Genomic DNA, 24,092 nt, shown 5'->3' with positions numbered 1-24,092 from the left:
TGCTATGCAAGTAAAAAACAAGGAAGCTACCTTTCGAGAAACCAATGGCGATCGAGCAGGTTCGCTCTGGCGTGGCATTTTTTTTGTAAATCGAAACGTTGTGCGGGGAGTGGGAGGAGGGAGGAGCAAGAGAGTGCCTGTACGCGCTTACTCAGCGAAGGGAGAACGGCGAACGAGCCTTTGTCCGCAATTCTTCTATGAAGAAACATCGTGGGGCTTTTCTTTGCGGACTAGTTTGCCGGGCTCCCGGAGCGGACAGTCCTCACTTCCATGCAAGTGTACTAAAACGAACGGCTTCTCCCACTCCCTCACCACCAAACGTTGTCGATTCTACAAAAAGAAGCTGTCCCGTTCGCCATATCTTGGCTTTGGGACAGCTTCTTGTGTACATTGCTATTTCAAATTTTCTTTCGCCTTCACATTGAATGGAAGCTGTACTGAGAATGTTCGTTCTTTTACAATTGGTTGACCTAGAACGGTAGCCTGAAGTTTAGCTACCACACTTGCATCTAGCGTATACTCACCTGATGTTCCAGCTGTCTTGAAAAGCTGACTCGTTTTAATCTCTTTATCGAATGGCATTATGCTTCCAGTTGGCAACACTAGTTTGCCACTAAACGGATTCGTACTACTCCCCTTTGTTTGAACTGTATATGATCCCGCTTTAATGGAAATAGTTGCCCCGAGATTTTTCAGTTCGTCTAGTCGATCTGGATTTACTTCGTACGAAACCGCAATCTGAGCCGCCCGGTTCTCAGACGCAGGCACCGCACTTGCAGTCACTTTCAGGAAATCATCCGGTATAGGAATGTTCGGTGCTGCTATAACGCTGATATGCTCCTGCGCAGAGCCAAGTCCATTTGGTTGAACGGCTGTGATGTATATAAGTTTTGCAAAGTCTCCTTTCGGTACGATGAACTCATATGATCCATCTTCCGGTGTCGGTTTTCCGTGCGCAAAAGCATCATGTAATGTAGTCCCTGTCTCATATGGAGGAATCGTTGTATCCTCGGTTCGTTTAAACCACTGCGTTTCCTCATTTGCCGCATTGCTAGGGACATCAATAATATTTTCTTTTGGCGTGACCTTGACAATCGCGAATTGATTATCGATAATTTTCGCCTCTACAGTAAATTTCGGAATCAGCGTCTTCTTACTTACCGTAACCTGACACTGTGCGTATGCATGACTGTCTTGTACCCATGTTGTAATCACTGCTGTTCCTTCGCTGGCTGTTGTAAGCTTGCCGCTCCCGTCAACTGTGACAACAGCCGGATTGCTCGATGACCAGAGCAAATTTTGATTCGGTGCTTCTGGCGGTGTCACTTTCGGGACGAGTGTCGTCGATTCGTTCACATTCATCGTTATGTTAGAACGATCAAGTGCCACACTCATGACATATACCACACATGTGGCTTCCTGTCCGCCGTCCGCGGTTTTTGCTGTAATCGTAGCTGTCTTACCTGGCATAAGAGCTCGAATGGTCCCATTCTGATCGACTGATACCCAATCAGGGTGATCACTGGACCAGCTAACTTTTTTATTTGTTGCATTTATCGGAAAAACATTTGGCACCAGTGTTGTCGTATTTACCGGTTTCACTTTCGGCTCATTGTTTGGCGCTGTATCTGTTGTGAGCTGTATATATGGCGGCAGGCTAATTCCTTTTACAGGCACCGGTATCACCGTAACCTCACACGTATCCGTTAATGTTTGACCATCTGCAGTTTTGATCGAAGCCCGCAATACAGCCTTCCCCGGATTCAATCCCTTAATTACCGCCGTTCCACCTGTCTGACCCGTAATCTCAGCGATTGTTGTGTTTGACTGCCAATCCCATACAACATTCTTCGCCATGCTAGCATCCGGTAGTACCTTCGCAAACAACGTCTGCGTATCGCCAACTTGAATGGTCACTGGCTTCGGACTAATCTGAATGCCGGTTACGTCGGACTCTGCATTCAGGATAAGCGCCGGGAATTTTGCTTCTACATTCGGTGTTTTATCGAGATCCGTATACGAAAGCTTCGAATCAGCAAGCACATACTTCTCGGCTTTTGTTGGCTTTACTTTCAACTCAAAAGCAAGTCCGTCACCGTCCGCCTTATACGTCCCATCTGCTTGCTTTCGGTAGACAATATTATCGAATGTTTTCGTTACCGTATATCCGGTATCCACGGTTCCCGTACGACTAAATCCTGCAGGTACAGTTACTTCCACACCTGCCGGGAATGTCTCTCGGAACTGGATGGATGTTACCGGCATCGTATCAACACCATTGGTCAGTTTTTCGGTAATTGGAAGTGGTGCTACTGTATAATGAACAGATGCTTCCTGTCCAGCTGCCGCTTTGATTTCTCGTTCCCGGTCAAGCACAAGCTTGGCGATAATCTTTTTGACGTTGACCGTCAAAATAACTGGCTCCGCCTTTGCTCCTCGCTTATCATTCGCTTCAATTTTGATCGTAAGCTTACCACCGTTTTCTTTGAGGGAAGCCGGTATCTCAGGTAGCACATATTTCATAACAGTTCCGGTGCGAACATCCGTAAAACTGCTTGGTGCTTCCGCATTCTTTGGTGTAATATCTTCACCTTTTTCATTGTAGATGGTTACTTTCGTATCCAGGAACTGATCGGTCAAGTCAAAGTCCTCTACCTTCCAGACGATTTCAAGCGGATCAATTGTCCGAATGCTATCATTGTTTTTCGGCGTATACGCTGTAATCTCTGGACTGTGATTCGCCCCAATAAAAGCCCGGTAAATCGTATTCACAAACAAGCGCTGCTCCTGATCCGGAAAATTCGTATTCGTATGACCAGTACCAGAATAGGTGACACTTCCTTTGGAATACGTGTAGTAATGGTTCCAGCTATCATCCTGATCCCGCTTACTACCGACAATGTTATACCACGGCACAACCGTTTCATCTTCCAAATCGAGTGTGTAATACTGATTATGCGTTGTATTTACCGCTACATTATCTCCAAGCTGGAACGGATACTGATTGATCATCCCGTCATTCATTTTCTTCGTAATTTTGGATGTATTCGGTGCACCATATCCAAGGTCAGTCATCGGTGCAATCTGTCCAGTATCATACATGAAATATTTCACCCAGTTGTTCCCTGTCTTAAAAATCGTATCGTGTGTAAACATAACGCCCTGTCTAGTGGCAATGAACGTTTTCACCGCTTTGGCTGCTTCTTCGCTTATCGCTGCATTATTATACGAATCGGCAAAACCAAAAATGAGCATGTCATAGTTCCCGTTAAGGTTTTTATATTCGGTAGTATTAAATTCACTCATCGATTTCACAGTTATTTTAATCTTGTAATCGGGATTGTTCGAATCATTGAGGTAGCTAGCTTTCATGTTATTTGTATTTAATAGACTACTAGCCAGATTGTTATCTTGAGTAACCTGGAGCGTCCGCACTTCCACAGCACGGTCACGGAAACGGAATACGCCCGTTTCATATGTTTTCAAATGCGTATCCAGATCCTCGATTTCCAGCTTCCAATAACGCATCCCGGAATATCCACGCGTTAGCGTATAATTCAGTTCTCCAGTTGCCGAAGAAAGCGGGACAGACGCCAGCATCTCGGATGCTTCGTACTTCTTGTCAAAGTTCATATCAAGATAAAGATTGACTCTTGCCTTATGAGAGGCAAGTTTCTTATCATAATCCCCGATCCGATAGCCAAATGATACCGTATCTCCCGGCTTATATACGGTAGAAGATCCTTTCATATAATCATCCGGCGTTTTGGTCATTTCCATATGTGGTCGCTGTAACATATTGATATCAAGCGATTGAATGAAAGCTATTGCATCTGCCGCTTTCGTTACCACTTTCACGTTTGCGACCGGATTGGTTTTATACGTATAGAAGTTAGCCTTAAGCTTGCTCGCACTATCTTTGAAAATATCTTCGTGTAATACGACTGGCTGTCCTTTTTCAATAAACTTTTCCCGAATCTCTTTTGCCTTCAGATTCGTAATATCATTCATCACGGCTTTCGTATTATGATCTTTCCCTTGAACCCCTGTTGTCGAATACGTACCGCTTCCAATATAAATAACATCGTACTTTCCATCTAATTCTTCCCGCAAAGCCACAAACCGCTTCATACTTATTGTCGTCACGACATACTTGTTCCCAAGGTTCCCTAATTCAGATGGTACACCCGTTTCTTCCCCGTTGCTGTCTACATTCTTCTTGTCTGTAATCTCAAGCACACGTATCTTTGTTGTGTCGTCTGCCCAGATGTAGCTAACCCCTGCAAGCAATCCACCTATGATCAGCAGTACCACCATCATCAGACTAATCATTCGCTGTGACAATCGCTTCATTTTTCCTCCCCTTCCTTTCTTTCTCAAAGGACCTACTACCTATATCATACGACAGAAAGCCTCTCTGTGCTATATAGCAACCAGGGAGGCTTTCTACATTTTACCACTATTTTTGTTCTAAAACCGTCACAAACTGTTCGGCCACTTTCCAGATATCACCCGCACCCATCGTAATCACGAGATCTCCTGGTTGCGTCCGCTTCTCAAGCTCCGCTACAACCTCTTGTTTGGTCGCGATGTAACGAGCATTTGCATTGCTATTCTGGCGAATCAGTTCCACTAGTTTCGCAGCACTTACCCCTTCGATTTCCGGGTCATTCGCTGGCGAATAAATATCGACAATAATCACTTCGTCCGCTTCTTTGAATGCTTTACTGAACGCATCAAGCAGGAAGAATGTGCGCGTGTATCGCTGCGGCTGGAAAATCGCCACAGTGCGACGATTCGTCGAGCGACATGCTTCGAGTGTCGCCTCAATCTCCGTTGGATGGTGAGCGTAATCATCCACCACAAGAATATCATTCACTTCCCCAATTACCTGGAAGCGGCGCTTCGCTCCTCGAAACAACACAATTACCTGCACAATCGCTTCAAATGTCAGCCCGGCTTCTAAGCAGACCGCTGTCGTTGCCAATGCATTATACACATTGTGCATCCCTGGCACAGAAAGCTTCATTCTTCCTAGCATCTGCCCTTTATGCAGCACATCAAATGAAACTGTCCGATCACCCGGTTCAATATTGGCAGCTGTATAATCAGCATCACGTTCAATGCCGTATGTAAGGAATGACACATTTTCTTTTTGTGCCTCAATCATTTCACGAACATATGCATCGTCGACACATACAACCGCTTTTCCGTCCGCTTTTACTTGCGAAAGGAATTGACGGTATGCTTTTTTCAGATTTTCAAAGTCGCCGCCATAGTTTTCAAGATGGTCGGGCTCAATATTTGTGACAACCGCGATATGCGGGAAATATTCAAGGAACGTACCATCGCTCTCATCAGCTTCCGCTACGACATATTCTCCTGCTCCGGCACGCGCGTTGCTGCCGATGTCCATAATTTCCCCGCCAATGATGTAAGTCGGGTCCGCTCCGGCTTTTTCCATCACAAGGGCAATCATGGAAGACGTTGTTGTTTTCCCGTGTGCACCCGCAACGGCGATCCCTTTTTTCTCATTCAACAGACGACCAAGCATTTGCGAGCGGTGAATCAGTGTAATCCCTTGCTCTTTCGCCGTTGTAAGCTCCACGTTGTCTTTCGGAATATCAGTCGAGTACACAACGATATCCGCATTGGCAACGTTCTCCGCCTGGTGTCCAATAAATACGTGTGCTCCTTTTTTTTGCAGCTTATCTGTTAGTTCTTTGCGTGCCACGTCCGAGCCTGTTACATGGTACCCCATATCCAGCATCACTCGGGCGATGGCACTCATTCCATACCCGCCAATGCCGATAAAATGAACGTGTTCGCGTTTCGTCGATTCCTGCTGTCTATCCTGTGTGTTCATCTTATTCATCACCAGCTTTCCTAGTTTGTTTCCATCCGTTCCGTACATCTGAAATAAAATAAAGCGAGCCCGCTACCAGAATGACATCCTCCGGCCCAGCATTGGTGCAAGCCGCTTCCCACGCTTCTGTGCCGTTCTCATATACATGCACCGGAATTTCTGGTATCACCTGCTGGAATACAGCAGCAATTTTCTCCGGTTCCGCTGCCCGTGGATGAGCGGTACGTGCCACCCATACTTCAGCGCAGGCCGGTGCTAGTTCGGCTACCATCTGTGCGTATTCCTTATCACCAAGCGCTGAGAATACAAGTCGAATCCGCTGTCCCGGATAGTAATCATCCAAGGTCTGTTTTAATGCTTTTATTCCATCTACATTATGCGCCCCGTCAAAAATCATGTCAGGTTTTTCTGCGATACGTTCAAAGCGTCCTGGCCATTTGGCACGAGCCAGGCCGTTTCGCATATGTTCATCATCTACATACAGCGCATAGTAGCTGCGCAGCACTTGAATGGTCATCAGTGCTGCAGCAGCATTGTCAGTCTGATGGGCCCCGTACAGGCCAAGCTCACTATTCTCAAGACGACCGAATGGACCCGTGAAGGTTAGGTGTTCTCTTCCTTCTGCCAGTTGGCGTTCCGCTGTATACTCGCGACCTGCACGATACATCGTGGCTTTTTTTGCCTGCGCTGTCTCTTCTAACACAGCGAGAGCATCCGGGTGCATACGTCCCATAATAACTGGAACACCGCTTTTAATGATACCGGCTTTTTCTCGGGCAATGTCCGCTCTAGTTTCACCTAGTATATTCATATGATCCAGTCCGACGTTCGTAATAATCGAAGCCAGTGGATGAACAATATTCGTTGAATCCAGTCGTCCGCCAAGCCCGGTCTCCCAGATCACAATATCAGGATACGTAACGGTTGCAAAATAAAGCAATGCTAGTGCGGTCACGACTTCGAATTCCGTCGGTGTCCCTACTTCATGATTGCGCATCTCTTCTACAATCGGACGAATCCGCTCTATTAACTCAAGCAATTCTTCCGTTTTAATAGGGGTTCCATTGTAGCGAATACGCGAGTGAAACGTTTCAATATAAGGGGACGTAAACATTCCCGTATCCTGCCCTGCTTCTCGCAGGATCGCATCGAGAAATGCCGCTGTTGATCCTTTGCCATTCGTGCCTGCAATATGAACAAACTTAAGGCGACGCTCGGGATGCCCGAGCGCCTCCATTAAATATTCCATACGTTCAAGGCCCGGGCGGATGGAGAATCGCTCCAGTCCGCCAAGCCAGGACAGCGCCTCTTGCAGCTCATGCTGTTCCACGTTCGATCACCCTCTGAGTTCCTGGATACGAGCCGCTACTTTTGCCTGCTTGTCCAGGTAATCCGCTTCTTTCGCCCGCTCCTGCTCGATTACTTGAGCCGGTGCTTTTGCTACGAAGCCTTGATTTGACAGTTTCTTCTGTACACGTTCTACTTCCGCGTTTAGTGCTTTTAATTCTTTTTCCAGACGAGCGATTTCTTGCTCGATATCGATCAGACCTGCAAGCGGCAAATACAACTCCGCCCCTGTTACAACCGCAGACATCGCTTTGTCTGGCGCTGTAATATCCGTACCAATCGTCAGCACTTCCGGATTACAGAAACGCTCGATATACGGCTTACCGCTTTCGAGATGTGCCAATGTTTCAGCATCGTTTGCCTTAACAATCAGCTCAATTTTTTTGCTCATCGGCACATTGACTTCCGCACGGATGTTGCGCACGCTGCGAATGATGCCCATGAGGAGTTCCATCTGCTTCACTGCTTCTTCATTCTCAAGTGCAGTGTCTGCTTGCGGCCATTCGGCTACGATTAGACTCTCTCCTTGATGCGGCAGGTGCTGCCAGATTTCCTCAGTAATAAACGGCATGAATGGATGCAATAAACGCATCGTACGATCCAGCACGTACGCCAGAACAGAACGAGTTGTTTTCTTCGCTGCTTCATCTTCACCGTACAACGGCAGTTTTGCTACCTCGATGTACCAGTCACACAGCTCGTCCCAAACGAAGTTGTACAGTACTCGACCTACTTCGCCGTATTCAAACGTATCTAGCAGGCGCGTTGTATCTTTGATTGTTTCGTTCAGGCGATGCAAAATCCATTTGTCTGCAATGCCGAGGTTTTGCGTAATGTCGATTTCGTCATATGTGAAGCCTTCCATGTTCATCAGAGCAAAACGGGAGGCATTCCAAATTTTGTTTGCAAAGTTACGGGAAGCTTCTACACGTTCCCAGCGGAAGCGCTGGTCATTCCCCGGTGTGCAGCCTGTGGCGAGCATGTAGCGCATTGCATCCGCACCATACTGCTCAATTACTTCCATCGGGTCAACCCCGTTTCCAAGCGACTTAGACATTTTACGTCCTTCTGCATCGCGTACGAGACCTGTAATCAGTACATGTTCGAACGGTTTCTGGTCCGTAAATTCAAGCGCAGTAAAGATCATGCGGGCAACCCAGAAATAAATAATATCATACCCGGTTACAAGCACATCGGTCGGATAGAAATGTTTCATGTCTTCCGTTGCATCCGGCCAGCCAAGTGTCGAGAACGGCCAAAGCGCGGAGCTAAACCATGTATCCAGTACGTCTGTATCTTGCGTCAAATGCTTACTGCCGCATTTTGGACATTCAGTAATGTCTTCGCTTGATACGGTCATCTCGCCGCATTCGCAGTACCATGCCGGGATACGATGGCCCCACCAGAGCTGACGTGAAATACACCAGTCACGTACGTTCTCAATCCAGTGCAGGTAAATTTTTTCGAAACGATCTGGTACGAACTGCACACCTGTTTGGGACTTCTGTGCTTCAATCGCCCGTTCTGCCAACGGCCCCATTTTTACGAACCACTGAGTAGACAGATACGGCTCGACAACCGCGCCGCTGCGCTCACTGTGACCAACCGAATGCATGTGCTCTTCGATTTTGAACAAAATACCCTGCTCCTGCATGTCACGCACGATGTTTTTGCGACACTCGAAGCGGTCCTGTCCTTGATATGTGCCCGCATTTTCGTTCATTTTGCCGGATTCATCCATGACAAGAATTTGCGGCAGGTCGTGACGCAGACCAAGCTCGAAGTCGTTCGGGTCGTGGGCTGGCGTGATTTTTACGGCACCGCTTCCGAATTCGCGGTCGACATAGTCGTCTGCTACAATTGGAATTTCGCGTCCAACGAACGGTACGACAACTTTTTTGCCGATCAGATTTTGATAGCGTTCATCTTCTGGATGCACCGCAACAGCCGTATCGCCAAGCATTGTTTCTGGACGAGTTGTTGCGACTTCGATATACCCACTTCCATCTACAAGCGGATAGCGCAGGTGATAGAGCGCACCCTGTACATCTTTGTATTCTACTTCAATGTCTGAGAGCGCTGTGCGAGTAGCCGGATCCCAGTTGATAATGTATTTACCGCGGTAGATTAAACCTTTTTCATACAGGCGAATGAACACTTCACGCACTGCACGAGACAGTCCTTCATCAAGCGTAAAACGCTCGCGGCTGTAATCAAGCGACAGCCCCATTTTGGTCCACTGCTCGCGGATGATACTCGCGTAATGTTCTTTCCAATCCCATACTTTCTCCACGAATTTCTCACGACCAAGATCATGACGGCTGATGCCTTCTTCGCGCAGTTTTCCTTCTACACGTGCCTGTGTTGCGATTCCGGCATGGTCCATCCCAGGCAGCCAGAGCGCATCATAGCCTTGCATGCGCTTGAAGCGAATCATAATGTCTTGTAATGTGTTATTCAGCGCATGGCCGATATGTAGATTCCCCGTAACATTTGGCGGCGGGATTACGATGGTGAATGGCTTTTTCTCTGGATTGCGTTCCGCTTTGAAATAGCCATTGTCGCGCCAGTACGGATACCATTTTGCTTCCGTCTGTTTCGGCTCATATTTAGTTGGCATTTGCAATTCGTTTTGCTCATTTGACATCTATACATAACCTCCTGCTTCTTCTTTCTAAAAATAAAAAAGCCCCTCATCCTGCAAAGGACGAGGAGCGTATCTCGCGGTACCACCTTTGTTAGTTCACACAACACCTGTACATAGGCGAGCGTGCGAACTCTCTTCCATCACGATAACGGGTAAAACCCGGTATGCCCTACTCGAATCGTTCGGGCACACGGCTCCAGGGCTACCTTCTATCATTACATCCATGCGGCCTTCCACCTTTGGTCCGCTCTCTGGTATGGCATCATGATATACTCTTCCCTTTCAACACCTGCTGCGTATTCACTTTACATGCATTATCCATTGTACCCAGTTCGTCTAGAAATAGTCAATACACGCCTTGCGGTTTTATGCACTCTTCCTGGGTTGCTGCGTATATTAAAACTAACTAGCTCCTCTGAAAGAAGGTGTCCTCATGTGGAAAGGCCGCTGGCGCTGTCACCCCTGGTACCTCAAAATCCGCTTTGGCGCCCTGCAGCTGCTCGTACCGTTCATCGTATTTCAATTCGTGCGCACTGTGATTCTTCCCACTTCTGTCGACGTCGTTCTGCTTGCGCTTCTTTCTTTACTATATGCCGCGGTGCTGCTTGACTGGCTATAGGCCGCATCCCGACGAGGAGCGGCCTACTTCTCTATAATTTCGAAGGCAAACTGCTGCATAGCAAACAGGCGAGGAAGATGCCTGCGCCATATGTGCATCCATCTCCCCATTTCTGAGCGACCCACTTTCGCTGTATCCAGACAGCTTTTCGCCGCCCTCATCATCGGTTCTGGATACAATAAATAACAGGAAAGAAGCTGTCGTTCTGCCTCTGATAGCTGTCGTTCTGCTTCATACGCAGCCAACCAGCGACGACCAAGTCGTACGTTCCAATCCACATCGTCTCCACAATGCCGCACACAAACGGTCAGATCACGCACCGCCCCATCATACCCCGCCCGCTCAAATCCTGTGAGATATAAATGCCGCCGGTCCTGTCCCGCCACCAGAACATAGTGAGAACGCAAACGTCCATGGCAAAGCACGTGGGGAAGCTTTTCGTCCGCTATCAGATTCGATATCGTATGCCCCAGCCGTTCAACTGCTCGTTCCACCAGCGAAATCACGTACGATTCACTTTCGCATACAAGTAAGCCGAACGCTCCCCCCTTCTGATGACGGGTATATTGATGAGCCAGCTCCCGTACAGCATTCATTCCGTCTAGCCATCGCTTCTGGACAACAGACGGTGTCAGTCCAATCGTACCTGCCTCCCGAGCGGCAGCTGCGCTGGCCTGATGAATCCGTCCAAGCTGACGCATCAACTGCCGTTCCCAGCCAGAAACATCCCGCACAGAGCAGACCGGCTGTATCCAGGGCTGTAAAATATACCGGCTATCTGCGCTTGAAACGACTGATTCTCCATACTTGGTTACGCTATATGGAATGACACTTCGAATACCTGACTGCCGCAACCGCTGCAGCCAGCCACTCGTAAAGACAAGCTGTTCCTCCGCTTCCATTTGCCGACTCAATCGAAACATTCCCCGGTTCGTTTGCACTTTCCAAACATGATGCCCTTCCGCTTCTATGGCAGACAACGTAAGATCATATTCATATAAAATATGACGGATCCACTCCATCAGCCCATCTCCTGATGCCTTCGATGTATCTCACCAAGCAACTGCTCCCGCTGTACCTGTTTCGTAAGAGCATCTCGTACCCGTTCGTATAGGTCTGGCTGAAACGGTTCTTCCATTGCCGCAAGCACGGCATATGGATACGCAAGCAGCGCCTCGACGTAATTCCACTCCGCTTCCGTCATCATACGCTGTGCAAAGTACGCATCGAGAAATACCGCAACGCTCTCCATCCCATCGTACATGATGATTTGCTCCAACAACGATACGGTGTCCTCATGACGCGGTACAAGCACTGGATTGTGCAGTCCTGTTACGTACCATTCCCCTTCCCAGTACACGAGTGAGGACAGATCCACAAAAGCGAACGAAAGCGGGAGAACCTCTTCTTCTACTCCGCTTTCTTTGTACAGCACTTCTGCCCACCGTACTCGTTCGCTGCTGCGTGTAATGTTATATATAAGCCACCGTATATCTTTTGTAGACGGCTCCGAGACAAGTTTATTGATCACCGCCTGAATGTTCCGTGATGCACTATGGAGGCGAGTAGCTGTGATCATTCCTTTTTTACGGTAGCGCCCACGATAGTAAACCGTCCTCTCATCAAAAAACGCATGAATCTGCCCGAGAACCTGCCCGATAATCCGATATCCTTCCTGTCGTAGCTGATGGTCATCGAGCCAGCTTCCCTTTTCTTCCCACCAGTCAAATAGTGCACAGCACCCAATGCTATCCGTAATCCAGTGCGCACCAGAACGGGTGGCCAAGTACCGCTGAACGGAACGAAATCCTGTCCGGACAAGATGCTCGCGCCAGCTGTGTGACCAGCGCAGCAAGTTTTCATCTGGACAGTAAAGCACCGCCTTACAGCCCCTATCTGTCTGAATTAACCATCCGCCGTCTGCCTGTTTTACTTCGTCAATAGTAAAGGGGTATTCTTCGAGATGACTGCGGAAAATTTCTGCATGCAGATTCACCTTCCCCTCCCCTTCCACGCTATCTTCGCACAGGAATATACAACACTTGCCCTCTGGCTACAGTAGTATTCGTATGCAGACCATTCGCTTCCGCTACTTCTGCGGCCGTAATGCTGTAACGCTCGGCAATTTCTTCAAGCGTCTCATCTTTCTGTGCAATGCACATCTTCAGGCGAGTAAATGTCTCTTCCGTTTTGTTCATGAAATTCGTCAAGTACAGGGCATCTTCCCGTACAGCACGGGCTTTTTTCTCTTCTGCTGTCTGAACCTCTATCTCCTGCTCACTCGCTGCATTTTCAATCGCCTGCACTTCCTCTGCACGCTTTTCTGCTTCTGCAGCTTCTGCAACGGATGATAAAAGTCCCGTTGTCACTGTTACCGGATCACGCTTCGTTCCTTTAAGCGTAATCGATACCTTTGCCTCCTCCGGCTCCTCATTAACTTCAAGTTCGGGCTCAGGCTCTCGCTCTACTTCTCGCTCCGAATTTTCATTCAGTTCTGGGTCACGCTCTGCTTTTGGTTCTAGCTCCGTTTTTGGCTCTGGCTCTACTTTTGACGCTGGCTCCGGCTTTTTCTCCCCTATTTCCTTTTCTTTACGTGCCTGTTCTTCCTCTCTTTGCACAGCTATTTTATTATCTGACACAGGTTTGACTTCATCCTGCTCCTGCTTTACTTCTTTTACTAATTCAGGCGATACATCCGCAATAGCTTCTGCTCGATCAGGTTCTGGATTTACTTTTATCTCAAGGGCAGTTTCCTGAATTGGTTCAGGGGCTGGTTGCGGTGTGAACGAAATCGGCTCCGGCACTATTTCCTGCTTCTCTTCTATTGCTTCCTCTTCTTCCTGTACGGGAGGCTGAATCATCTCCGCCGAAACAGGTTCCATCTGCAGGACCGGGTCTGGATCAGACGCCACTTGTAGTTCTTCTATCGTCTCTTCAGTTGATTCCTCTGCCGCTACTAACTCAATCTCTGGTACAGGAACAGCCTCATCTTCTAAAGCAACTTCTTCAATCTCGCCCTGTTGTTGCGCCCATGACTTCTCCTCTTCTGTATCCTGCACCGGAAGCGTATACTCAAACGATGTCGGGATCGCTTCAGTCTCGGTTTTAGGCTGTCGAGTAATGACCTGTCTGATTCCGTTTAGGGCAAGCTCAGCGGTAATCATCAGTTTTCTAGCAGATTGAATTTCATAATCAAATGCAGAAATCGTGGCATATAAGTCGTCCATTGCGCTAATCTTATCGCGAGCAATCCGAATATGAACCGGAATTTTCTGTTCAAACGGAGTCGTTTCGCTTTCTGATGGGAAATCATTCGGGTCCATCGCAAATGGATTAAACACAACAGAATCGACGTATCCCGTCAGTGGAACGCCGCTCTCATTTTGGGGAATATCAGGGAACTTAGGTGGACGTCCTGCGTACGTACCTTCAAGCTTCAAATACCCGGAAATAATGACTTCATCCACTACTTCTTCAATCTGAATATGCGGCGTTAATTCTATTTCATCGATCTGCTCGATCTCATTCTGATCCTGGGGAATAAAGATCGAATGCTGTACCGGAAATGCCAGAACGGATTCGCGATTGTTCTGCATGATACGTATTTCCTCCCTTCTCGTAATGCTTTCTGTAAAATATATAGAGAAGGAAAGGTGGATATTACAAGAAAAAAAGGACACGATGCGATAATACCCTGCACCATGTCCTTTGTTTATATGATTATTGTTCCACCGCTTCTGTCTGCGTCAAAATGCTAATGATCTCATCTGCTACATTCTCACTCAGAGAAAGCTGCGATGTGAAACCTACGCAGGAACAGTTCATTTCACCAAGAATATACGTATCGCTACCATTCTCATCTGTATCTAGAATAAAATCGGCTGTCCAAATTAGTGGCAGATCATATCCACCCAAACGCTCCGTAATCATCGGCAGCGTTGACATGAACGAATGAACCAGATCTGCCCAATCTTCTGGCTCATCGTAGCGATACTGTGCTCCAGAGAACAGTGTCGCCGAGAAGGCATCTGCACTATCAGCCGGTTTCTTATGCACAACATTAACCGGTGTCTTGTTCAGCATCAACAGGCGAATCTCGCCTTCCTTAATGCGCGGCAGGAATGGCATATCTACCAGCATGCCATTATCTCCTACAATATATTGCTCACAGAACGTCATGAATGATGCAAGGTCGTGCTCTTCCACATGGTTGTCTTTTGCTTCTGTGCAGCGAACGGTTGCTGTGAGTGGTACTTCAGAAGCGTCACCAATCTCACTAACTAACTGCACGCGCCAAATTCCTTCCCCGGTCGATCCCCGGTTTTGCTTAAGAACGCGTTCACCATTCACAAGCGCCTTCGGGAAGTTCTCCTTGAAGGATTCGATGTCGTAGTAGGCATATGTGTCTTCCGGTACAAGCGGTGTTTCGCGCAGTTTGACAAGCGCATCTTTGGCACCGTATCCAACCATTGCATCTGGATGCGGCATCCCTTTCACACCATTCTCGCACAGGTCACGCAGCATCTGGAAATACATTGCTTCGCTTTTTAAGTTTCCTGGATTGATGCGGCTGACATACGCATCCGCTGACTTGACTACCTGTTCAAAAATCTCATCTTTTTGCTCATCGGAATAAAAAATTACTTCAGCAGTCCAGCCCCGCGCTTCAAGCGATTTCACCATTGGCATTGTATCGGCACGGTGTCCATCCGGTCCTTTATCCGTTCCTCCTACGACTTCGAAAAAGACAACATGTTTCTTCATTCGCAACTCTCCCTTTTATAATGTGTTGGATAAGTATGAAGGCATTGAAGTCTAGCAAGATGAGAGACTTCTAGGTGTGCATTTCTTTCTTTATCTTCCCATACTTTCTAGTATTAATAAATAGGGAAGTGAAATAATTCACAAATAATTCAATACTAATTTTTGGGTAGTAAAAAAGGAGGGGGCATACATCCCTCTCCTTTTATTCATATTCTATTTACAACTGTTTGAGCGCCTTGTAATTCGCTTCAATTGTCCGCTCAATATCTTCGTCCGTATGAGCGGTTGAAAGGAACATTCCTTCGAACTGAGACGGTGGTAAAGAAATGCCTTGATCCATCATCAGACGGAAGTATTTTGCGAATCGGTCCATATCAGATGCTTTGGCTGTTTCATAATTTACAACCGGCTGCTCTGCAAAGAACACGCCGAGCATAGAGCCCACGCGGTTCAACTGCACCGGAATCCCTACTTCTTTCGCATTAGCTGCAAATCCTTCTTCAAGGCGAGCCCCGATGTCTTCAAGTCTCTCGTATACACCTGGCTTACCAAGTTCCGTCAGCGTAGCAAATCCGGCAGCCATCGCTAATGGATTACCAGATAGTGTACCTGCCTGATAGACTGGACCATCCGGTGCAATCTGGCGCATAATTTCTTCCTTACCACCATAAGCTCCAACCGGAAGTCCGCCGCCGATTACTTTCCCCATCGTTGTCAAATCCGGTGTAATACCAAAACGTGACTGCGCACAGCCACGATGAACACGGAAGCCTGTCATTACTTCATCAAAAATGAGCAGCGCACCGTATTCTGTAGTCAGCTCGCGCAAGCCTTCATGGAAGCCCGGAACTGGAGGAACGATCCCCATGTTACCCGCAACCGGCTCAACAATAACCGCTGCCAGCTCATGACCAAATTTTTCAAATGCTAGCTTAGCACTTTCTAGATCATTATACGGCACCGTAATCGTATGCGTTGCAACGGATGATGGAACACCTGGGCTGTCCGGCAAACCAAGCGTAGCAACACCAGAACCTGCTTTAATCAAAAGGCTATCGCCATGACCGTGGTAGCAGCCTTCAAATTTCATAATTTTATCGCGTCCTGTATAGCCGCGTGCCAAACGCAACGCACTCATCGTCGCTTCTGTTCCCGAGTTCACCATACGAACTACTTCCACAGATGGTACGATATCGCATACAAGCTTAGCCATCTCTGTCTCCAGCACAGTTGGTGCCCCATAGCTTACGCCGTGTGCAAGTGTTTCCTGCAATGCCTGCTGAACAGTTGGATGACAATGACCTAGAATAAGTGGTCCCCAGGAACCAACATAATCTATGTATTCATTCCCGTCCACATCGTAAATTTTAGAGCCCATACCGCGCTCCATATAGACCGGATTCATGCCAACTGATTTAAAAGCACGTACCGGGCTATTTACACCGCCTGGCATATATTTTTTCGCTTCCGCAAAGCTTGCTACTGATTTTTCATATCCTTTATGCATGCCGCATCCTCCTGTTCGTTCCTAGTTCTGTTCTTTTAACCAGCGTGCCGCGTCTTTTGCGGAATACGTAAGAATCATATCTGCACCCGCACGTTTTAGGCCAGTTAGCATCTCAAGCGTAATGCCCTTCTCATCTACCCAGCCTCGCTGTGCTGCCGCTTTGATCATCGCGTATTCTCCACTTACGTTGTACGCTGCTACTGGAAGATCAAAGTTATCCTTCACTTCACGAATGATGTCCATATAAGCAAGCGCCGGTTTTACCATCAGCATGTCAGCGCCTTCTGCCACGTCAGATGCTGCTTCGCGCATCGCCTCTAAGCGATTAGCCGGATCCATCTGATACGTTTTACGGTCACCAAACTGTGGAGTAGAGTGCGCCGCATCACGGAACGGACCATAAAACTGAGATGCGTATTTTACGGCATACGACATGATCGGTACATTAACGAACCCTGCCTCATCAAGACCCTGGCGAATTGCAGCGACGAATCCATCCATCATATTCGATGGTGCGATTACATCTGCACCTGCCTGCGCTTGTGAAACAGCTGTTTTCACTAAAATTTCAAGTGAAGAATCATTATCAACATATTCATTGTGAATCATTCCACAATGACCGTGATCCGTATACTGACATAGGCACGTATCAGCCATTGTAACAAGGTGCGGTGCCCACTGCTTCACCTTGCGTGTCGCCTGCTGCACAATTCCATTCTCCGCATACGCCTGTGAACCGCACGCATCTTTCTCATTCGGAACGCCGAACAGAATAACAGACTGGATGCCTAACTCAACAACTTCTTGAATTTCTTCTTCCAGGCGATCAAGTGAATAATGGAATACCCCTGGCATTGACGGGATTTCATGCTTTATATTCTCGCCTTCTACTGTAAAAATCGGATAAATCAAATCGTTCGTATGAAGATACGTTTCACGTACAAGATTGCGCATCGCCGCTGTTGTGCGCAGGCGACGGTGACGTTGAAAATAAGCGGTCATCTGCTGTTCCTCCTTTTATCAGTTCCATCCGGTATAGTGAATCATTGCATCCAGCAGCCCATCGATGCTGTATTCAGACGGCATCACATGAACGGGAAGTCCGGCTGCTTGTACTGCTTCGGCTGTCACTGGTCCAATGACAGCAAGCTTCACACCAGCAAGTGCCTCACGTGTCGACTCATCTAGTTCGGATAGCAAATTTCGCACCGTAGACGGACTGGTGAATGTAATCATATCGATTTGTCCGGCATGCAGCAGTCGAACAAGCTCGGTTATATTTTCCTTCGCTTTTACCGTATCATACACAGCGGCATCTGTCACTTCCGCTCCGAGTCTTACAAGCCCTTCCGGCAAGACAGCGCGTCCAATACGAGCCCGGGCAAGCAGCACCTTATCGCCGGGACGAATCACACCGGCTAGCGAGGCGACAAGATGCTCTGCCGTAAATTTATCTGGCATATGATAGATCGGAATCCCTCGCGCCTCAAGTGCTGCTGCGGTTTTCGAACCAACGGCTACAATACGTGGCGGAAGGGGAATCTGGGTTAGCCCTAACTGCTCCTGTCTAGCAAAGAAAAAAGCGACCCCATTTACACTGGTAAAAAACAACCAGTCAAAGGAGTCAAGCTTCTGTAAGGCTTCATCAATCAGACGAGAATCAGCCGGCGGTACGGTACGAATCACCGGACAAGCAATCGCGGTACCGCCAAGCTTCTCAATACGCATACTAAAATCATGCGCCTGATGAGCCGCACGCGTGACAACAATGCGCCGTCCTGCTAGCGGATCGCCCGGTTTCATGATTCATTCGCCTGCTGGATACGCGCTAAAATATCCGCAGCTCCCTGCTCTTTTAGACGAGCAGCAAGCATATGTCCGATCTCTTCTGGACTCTCACCGCTCATCGTTTCTTTCAGAACGATTGTCCCTTCCGAATCTGCTACCAGCCCAGTCAATGTGATCCGATTCCCTTCCATCGTTGCATATGCCGCAACCGGTACCTGACAGCTTCCCTCAATCGTTCTTAGAAAAGCTCGCTCTGCCTCAGTCGCTTTGCCTGTTGCTTCATCATGCAAGCGTGCTAGCAAGTTGCGAACGTCCGCATCATTCTCCCGACATTCAATCCCTAGCGCGCCCTGCCCAACAGCCGGAAGACTTTTTTCAATCGGCAGAAATTCCGTGATTTCCCCGTTCCACTGCATACGTTCAAGCCCTGCTGCGGCCAGGATGATCGCAGAGAAATCTTCCTCTTTTAGTTTGCGTATACGTGTGTCGATGTTGCCGCGAATCGGTTTAATAACAAGGTCTGGGCGCTGTGCTTTTAACTGAGCAGCACGCCGCAAACTGCTTGTCCCTACAATCGAGCCACCCGGTAGTTCGGCAAGCGTCTTCCCGTCTTCACTAATCAATACATCCCGTGCATCCACACGCTTCGGTACACAGCCGACCATAAGCCCTTCCGGCAGCTCTGCTGGCATATCTTTCATGCTGTGCACGGCTAGATCGATTTCCCCGTCTAAAAGAGCTTGTTCAATTTCTTTAACAAACAATCCTTTGCCGCCTACTTTCGACAGCGTTACATCAAGAATTCGGTCTCCCTTGGTTACAATCTTTTTAATCTCAAATTCAAAGGGAAGTCCGAAACTTTTCAACTGCTCAATTACCCAGTTTGTCTGCGTAAGCGCAAGTGCACTCTGGCGAGAACCTACAATAATTTTTCTCATGTTGGTCACAGTCCTTTCTAAAGCCACTGATGAAATGAAGATACAGAACCAGAAATTAGATAGTTTATAAGAACAAGCATAAACGCTCCCACATTCCAGAGGGAAAGTTTGCGTCCTCCCCAACCATATGTGACTCTCTGGTATAAATACAGCGAATAGGCAATTAACACACCGATAGACATCAATACCTTCGGGTCAATCCAAAAATCTCCCGCTACTTTGAGGTGCGCCCAGATCGCGCCCAAAATGATGGCTAGCAATAACAGCGGAACACCTGCCATGTTCAGCCGATACGAATATAAATCAAGCAAGCCCAGCCCGGGGAGACGATGTAACCACTTGTTCCACATCTTCTGCTTCAACATCCGATCTTCTACCAGATACATAAGCGAGAAAATAAACGAGAGCGAAAACGCCCCATAGCTTACAAATGCGATGCTAACGTGAATAAACAACAACTCCGAGGTCAGTCGTTCCGCTACCATTGGCGATGCATGCTGATTCGCAAAAAAGTTAATCGTCAGCACGGAAAACCCAATTACATTCGTAAAAAAAACAAGCAAATCAATTCTAAAAAAATAGTTAATCACAAGCGACATCGTAACAAGAATCCATGAATAGAAAAAGAGCGTCTCAAACAATGTTAATACAGGAAAGTACTCTTTCTCCATCATACTGATACCAAAAAAGACGCTTTGCAGCGCCCAAACAACAGCAAGCAGCCAGAAGGCTGTACGATTCACCTTCCGACTGCGATTTATAAAATCTGCAAAATACAGCAAAATGCTGCAAGCATAAATGTAAATGATAGCGTCATAAATTAAGCTTTCATGAAGCAATGGACATAACTCCTCTCCGCAGGAGCAACAGGATTATCGTTCTTTCTAAAAGGCTTCCTGACCTGTCAGCACACGGCGGTGCCGCAGCGGGATGTATGATTCTTTTGCTTCTTCTGTTGGATGAACCGTTTCTTCCAACTCGTTCTCAAGTGCGAATAGTCGAATAAACATCTCAAGCGCTGCATCGCTTCTTGGCTGACCAGCCATTTCTTTTATACGCACGATCGGATCGTGCATAATTTGATTAATAAGACTCCGGGTCTGCTTGTTAATCATACGAATTTCTTTTTCCGTTAGATCGGAACATTTATTCTCAATGTTGCGCATCGCTTCCTGCTGATGGGTCAGCAGCTTCTCACGCAGTGCACTGATGAGTGGAACAACACCAAGCGTACCAAGCCATGACTTAAATGCAACAAGCTCTTCCCCGATCATAACGCCAATCTTCTCAGCTTCACGAGCACGTTCCCGCATATTCGCTTCCACAATGCCTTCTAGATCATCAATATCATATAAATATACGCCATCTAGATCATTGATCGCCGGGTCAAGGTCACGCGGCACCGCAATATCAATTAAAAACAGCGGACGGCCCATCCGCTTGCGCATAACAGCGGCGATATCCTGTTTTGTTACTACATAACCGTCAGCACCTGTTGAACTGATCACAATATCAGCCAGCACAAGCGCTTCAGCAAGGCGATTCATCTCAAGCGCTTGCCCACGGAATTTCTCAGCTAGCGAAACCGCTCGTTCATATGTGCGGTTCGCCACAAGTACATGAGCAGCTCCGTTCGCATGAAGATGCTTCGCGGTTAATTCACTCATCTTACCCGCACCAAGTACGAGCACAGTCTTGTCCGTAAAATAGCCAAACACTTTTTTACCAAGCTCAATCGCTGCATAACTTGTCGATACCGCATTCTTATTGATTTCTGTTTCCGAATGCGCCCGCTTCGCTAGCGTTACAGCCTGCTTAAATAACATATTAAATACCGTTCCCGTTGCATTGTTCGCCTGTGCAAGCTGGAATGCATCTTTTACCTGACCAAGAATTTGTGTCTCACCAAGTACCATGGAATCAAGTCCACAGGCTACGCGGAATAAATGCTGTACGGCAACGTCATTTTCTTTTACATATAAGTGACTCTCGAACTGCTCGCGTGACACACCAAACCATTCAGACAAAAATGTCTTCATAAAATGGCGACCAGTGTGAAGCTGATCCACAACTGCATACAACTCTGTACGATTGCAAGTGCCTACAATTACACACTCTAATATGCTCTTGGTCTGCTGCAATTTACGCAGCGCTTCAACCTTGTCTTCATCTGCGAAAGCAAACTGCTCCCGAATCTCGACCGGTGCCGTGCGATAGTTCAATCCGATAGCAAGAATGTGCATGTCTGACACCCCACCCTACGTTCTTTACTCATCAATGCAGTGCTGGCTTTCCACCAGTTCTCTTTGCATGTCCGATCTTTACTATTAAGCATTATAACAAAAAGCAAAGCAGAAAACAAAAAGGAAACCGGAAGCGCTGGAAAATGTGTCCGTTTCCTGTACGCTTCTAGTTTCCTTCAGTGAACTACTTTTATACATCAATATGTGTTTTCGGTTTTAACTGCTTCATATATGGTGTCTGACGAATTTTCTTCGCATTCTTCACTGCTGCTGCATGAAAAGCCAGCTGACTATGAATCCGCTTTTCCCCTGGCTGTGCCTCTACCCGTGTGTAAACACCGCTTGAATCGAGGACACGTGCTTTTACATTGTCTTGCAGCAATACATCAAGAATCTTTTTGACCCGTTCTTTCAAGGAAACAACCTCGATTGGGAACATGATTTCTACCCGGCGTTCCATGTTTCGTGTCATCCAGTCCGCACTTGCTAGATACACGTTATCGTCGCCACCGTTCTGGAAGTAGAAAATACGCGAATGCTCAAGGAAGCGGTCCACAATGCTAATAACTCGAATGTTCTCACTCACACCCGGAATGCCCGGACGCAGACAGCAAATCCCCCGGATAATCATATCGATTTTGACACCGGCAGCCGATGCCTTAAACAAAGCCTTAATCAGTTTTTTATCTGTCAACGAATTCATTTTCAGAATGATTCGTCCCGGTTGGTCTGGTGTACTCATCGCGATTTCATTATCGATCAGCTGTAAGATTTTATTGCGCAATCCATGCGGAGCCGCTTCGATTTTTTTAAACTTTGGGGGCTTTGAATACCCCGATAGATGATTAAAAATATACGAAGCATCAATCCCAAATGGCTCCTTGCATGTAAACATACCAAGGTCGGTATACAGCCGCGCTGTTGAATCATTATAGTTTCCAGTTCCAAGATGGACATACCGCTTCAAGCTCTGCCCTTCCTGCCGAACAACGAGCGTAATTTTACAATGTGTTTTCAACCCTACCAGTCCATAAATAACATGGCAGCCCGCTTTTTCTAATTTTTTAGCCCAGACGATATTATTTTCTTCATCAAAGCGTGCTTTCAGCTCAACAAGCACGGTAACCTGCTTGCCATTCTCTGCTGCTTTCGCAAGTGCCGCAACAATCGGAGAATCACCACTTACCCGATATAGCGTCTGCTTAATCGCCAGCACATTCGGATCTTCGGCAGCCTGCTTGACGAAGTGAATCACCGGATCGAACGATTCATATGGATGATGTACCAAAATATCTTTATGAGCAATTGCCTCAAAAATATTGTTCTCTCCGATAAAATCAGCAGGTGGCTGCGAAGCAAGATGCGGATAGCGAAGATCGCTGTATCCAGGAAGCTGCGAAAACTTCATCAAAAACGTTAAGTCCAGCGGCCCTTTGACTTCATAAATATCACTCGGCTCAATCTCTAGTGATTCCTGAAGAATGCCCTTCATGTATTCATCCATCTCTTCTGTTACTTCTAGACGAACCGCCGCTCCCCAACGCCGCTTCTTCAGCTCTTTCTGAATTTCCTTAAGAAGATCTTCTGCGCCTTCTTCATCAAGCGTCATATCTGCGTTGCGCGTAATCCGAAACGGCTTGACCGCACAAATTCGATTGCCTTTAAACAAGAAGTCAATATAATGGCAAATTACATCTTCTAACAAAACAAATTGCTTTTCTGCTGTTGTCGTGATCGGAAGCTCGATATAACGCGGGAGCACAGATGGAACTTGCACGACCGCAAACAAAATCTTACTCTTCCCGTCGCTTTCACTCTCAAGTGTAACAGCAAGATTTACACTCTTATTTAACAACATCGGAAACGGACGACTCGCATCAACTGCCATTGGAGTGAGAACCGGATAAATTCGATCATAAAAATACGTGCGCAAAAACGCATCCTGTTCCTCGTTCAAGTCATCCGGCTTTACGAAGGAGATTCCTTTTATCTCTAGATTAGGGAGCAGTGCTTCATTCCAGATACGATACTGCTTGGCTACCATTTTATGCGCCTCGCGTGACATCGCTTCAAGCTGCTGACGTGGCGTCATCCCTGCTTTATTCTCTGGAGTCGTAATACCATGCTTCTCCTGATCTTTCATCGATCCAACACGAACCATAAAAAATTCATCCAGATTCGAACTGGTAATCGCCAGGAACTTCAGACGTTCCAGGGCAGGAGTTGCTTCATCCTCCGCTTCTTCTAGTACACGATGGTTAAATGCAAGCCAGCTTAATTCCCGGTTGATGTAATAATCTGTACAATCCAGATCAACCTCTTCTTTCGGCATATCGGTTTCCTGTGTAATGATTGTATCCGTCATACCGTTCA

Annotated in this window: 16 protein-coding genes and 1 other annotated feature; of the genes, 1 reads left to right on the top strand and 15 read right to left on the bottom strand. The window is 47.2% G+C overall.

The window, feature by feature from the left end; genetic code table 11:
• Positions 1 to 393 precede the first annotated feature (393 nt).
• The 4 genes from PO771_RS03845 to PO771_RS03830 form a co-directional block, all read right to left on the bottom strand.
• The gene (locus PO771_RS03845) at positions 394 to 4,353 is read right to left on the bottom strand and encodes an Ig-like domain-containing protein (RefSeq protein WP_272561963.1); all 3,960 of its coding nucleotides are present in this window, start codon (positions 4,351 to 4,353) and stop codon (positions 394 to 396) included.
• A 106-nt stretch (positions 4,354 to 4,459) separates the two neighbouring features.
• The gene (murC, locus tag PO771_RS03840; RefSeq protein WP_272561962.1) at positions 4,460 to 5,875 is read right to left on the bottom strand and encodes a UDP-N-acetylmuramate--L-alanine ligase; all 1,416 of its coding nucleotides are present in this window, start codon (positions 5,873 to 5,875) and stop codon (positions 4,460 to 4,462) included.
• Entirely contained in the window at positions 5,868 to 7,196 is a 1,329-nt protein-coding gene (locus PO771_RS03835) for a bifunctional folylpolyglutamate synthase/dihydrofolate synthase (protein ID WP_272561961.1), read from the bottom strand. The genes murC and PO771_RS03835 overlap by 8 nt, the downstream gene beginning before the upstream one ends.
• Positions 7,197 to 7,202: 6 nt before the next feature.
• Entirely contained in the window at positions 7,203 to 9,860 is a 2,658-nt protein-coding gene (locus PO771_RS03830; RefSeq protein WP_272561960.1) for a valine--tRNA ligase, read from the bottom strand.
• Positions 9,861 to 9,913: 53 nt separating this feature from the next.
• Positions 9,914 to 10,155, bottom strand: a binding site (T-box leader).
• Between the two features lie 138 nt (positions 10,156 to 10,293).
• Between PO771_RS03830 and PO771_RS03825 the strand changes: the two genes are divergently transcribed.
• Positions 10,294 to 10,479: a hypothetical protein gene (locus PO771_RS03825; RefSeq protein ID WP_272561959.1), complete on the top strand. Its 186-nt coding sequence runs from the start codon at positions 10,294 to 10,296 to the stop codon at positions 10,477 to 10,479.
• Positions 10,480 to 10,502: 23 nt separating this feature from the next.
• Here the strand turns inward: PO771_RS03825 and PO771_RS03820 are convergent, their stop codons facing one another.
• The 11 genes from PO771_RS03820 to PO771_RS03770 form a co-directional block, all read right to left on the bottom strand.
• On the bottom strand, positions 10,503 to 11,501 hold the full coding sequence (locus PO771_RS03820; protein WP_272561958.1) for a phosphotransferase: 999 nt from the start codon (positions 11,499 to 11,501) through the stop codon (positions 10,503 to 10,505).
• Positions 11,501 to 12,475, bottom strand: a complete 975-nt coding sequence (locus tag PO771_RS03815) for an aminoglycoside phosphotransferase/kinase family protein (RefSeq protein WP_272561957.1) — start codon at positions 12,473 to 12,475, stop codon at positions 11,501 to 11,503. Before PO771_RS03815 ends, PO771_RS03820 begins: the two co-directional genes overlap by 1 nt.
• Positions 12,476 to 12,494: 19 nt before the next feature.
• The gene (locus PO771_RS03810; RefSeq protein WP_272561956.1) at positions 12,495 to 14,075 is read right to left on the bottom strand and encodes a LysM peptidoglycan-binding domain-containing protein; all 1,581 of its coding nucleotides are present in this window, start codon (positions 14,073 to 14,075) and stop codon (positions 12,495 to 12,497) included.
• A 124-nt stretch (positions 14,076 to 14,199) separates the two neighbouring features.
• Positions 14,200 to 15,243 (bottom strand): Cj0069 family protein, encoded by a 1,044-nt coding sequence (locus PO771_RS03805; protein WP_272561955.1) that lies wholly within the window; start codon positions 15,241 to 15,243, stop codon positions 14,200 to 14,202.
• 217 nt (positions 15,244 to 15,460) lie between these two features.
• Positions 15,461 to 16,750: a glutamate-1-semialdehyde 2,1-aminomutase gene (hemL, locus tag PO771_RS03800; protein WP_272561954.1), complete on the bottom strand. Its 1,290-nt coding sequence runs from the start codon at positions 16,748 to 16,750 to the stop codon at positions 15,461 to 15,463.
• A gap of 21 nt (positions 16,751 to 16,771) precedes the next feature.
• On the bottom strand, positions 16,772 to 17,752 hold the full coding sequence (gene hemB, locus PO771_RS03795) for a porphobilinogen synthase (RefSeq protein ID WP_272561953.1): 981 nt from the start codon (positions 17,750 to 17,752) through the stop codon (positions 16,772 to 16,774).
• Between the two features lie 18 nt (positions 17,753 to 17,770).
• Complete coding sequence (locus PO771_RS03790; protein WP_272561952.1) at positions 17,771 to 18,553, bottom strand: uroporphyrinogen-III synthase; 783 nt, start codon at positions 18,551 to 18,553, stop codon at positions 17,771 to 17,773.
• Complete coding sequence (hemC, locus tag PO771_RS03785) at positions 18,550 to 19,476, bottom strand: hydroxymethylbilane synthase (RefSeq protein WP_272561951.1); 927 nt, start codon at positions 19,474 to 19,476, stop codon at positions 18,550 to 18,552. The genes PO771_RS03790 and hemC overlap by 4 nt, the downstream gene beginning before the upstream one ends.
• A 17-nt stretch (positions 19,477 to 19,493) precedes the next feature.
• A complete protein-coding gene (locus PO771_RS03780; protein WP_272561950.1) occupies positions 19,494 to 20,315 on the bottom strand; it encodes a cytochrome C assembly family protein in 822 nt (273 codons plus the stop codon).
• Positions 20,316 to 20,360: 45 nt separating this feature from the next.
• The gene (gene hemA, locus PO771_RS03775; RefSeq protein ID WP_272561949.1) at positions 20,361 to 21,719 is read right to left on the bottom strand and encodes a glutamyl-tRNA reductase; all 1,359 of its coding nucleotides are present in this window, start codon (positions 21,717 to 21,719) and stop codon (positions 20,361 to 20,363) included.
• A 190-nt stretch (positions 21,720 to 21,909) separates the two neighbouring features.
• Positions 21,910 to 24,084, bottom strand: a complete 2,175-nt coding sequence (locus tag PO771_RS03770) for an RNA degradosome polyphosphate kinase (RefSeq protein ID WP_272561948.1) — start codon at positions 24,082 to 24,084, stop codon at positions 21,910 to 21,912.
• Between the last annotated feature and the right edge of the window lie 8 nt (positions 24,085 to 24,092).

It is taken from the genome of Aneurinibacillus uraniidurans (genome assembly GCF_028471905.1).
Lineage (GTDB): Bacteria > Bacillota > Bacilli > Aneurinibacillales > Aneurinibacillaceae > Aneurinibacillus > Aneurinibacillus uraniidurans.
This window is presented reverse-complemented; position numbering and strand designations above follow the sequence as displayed.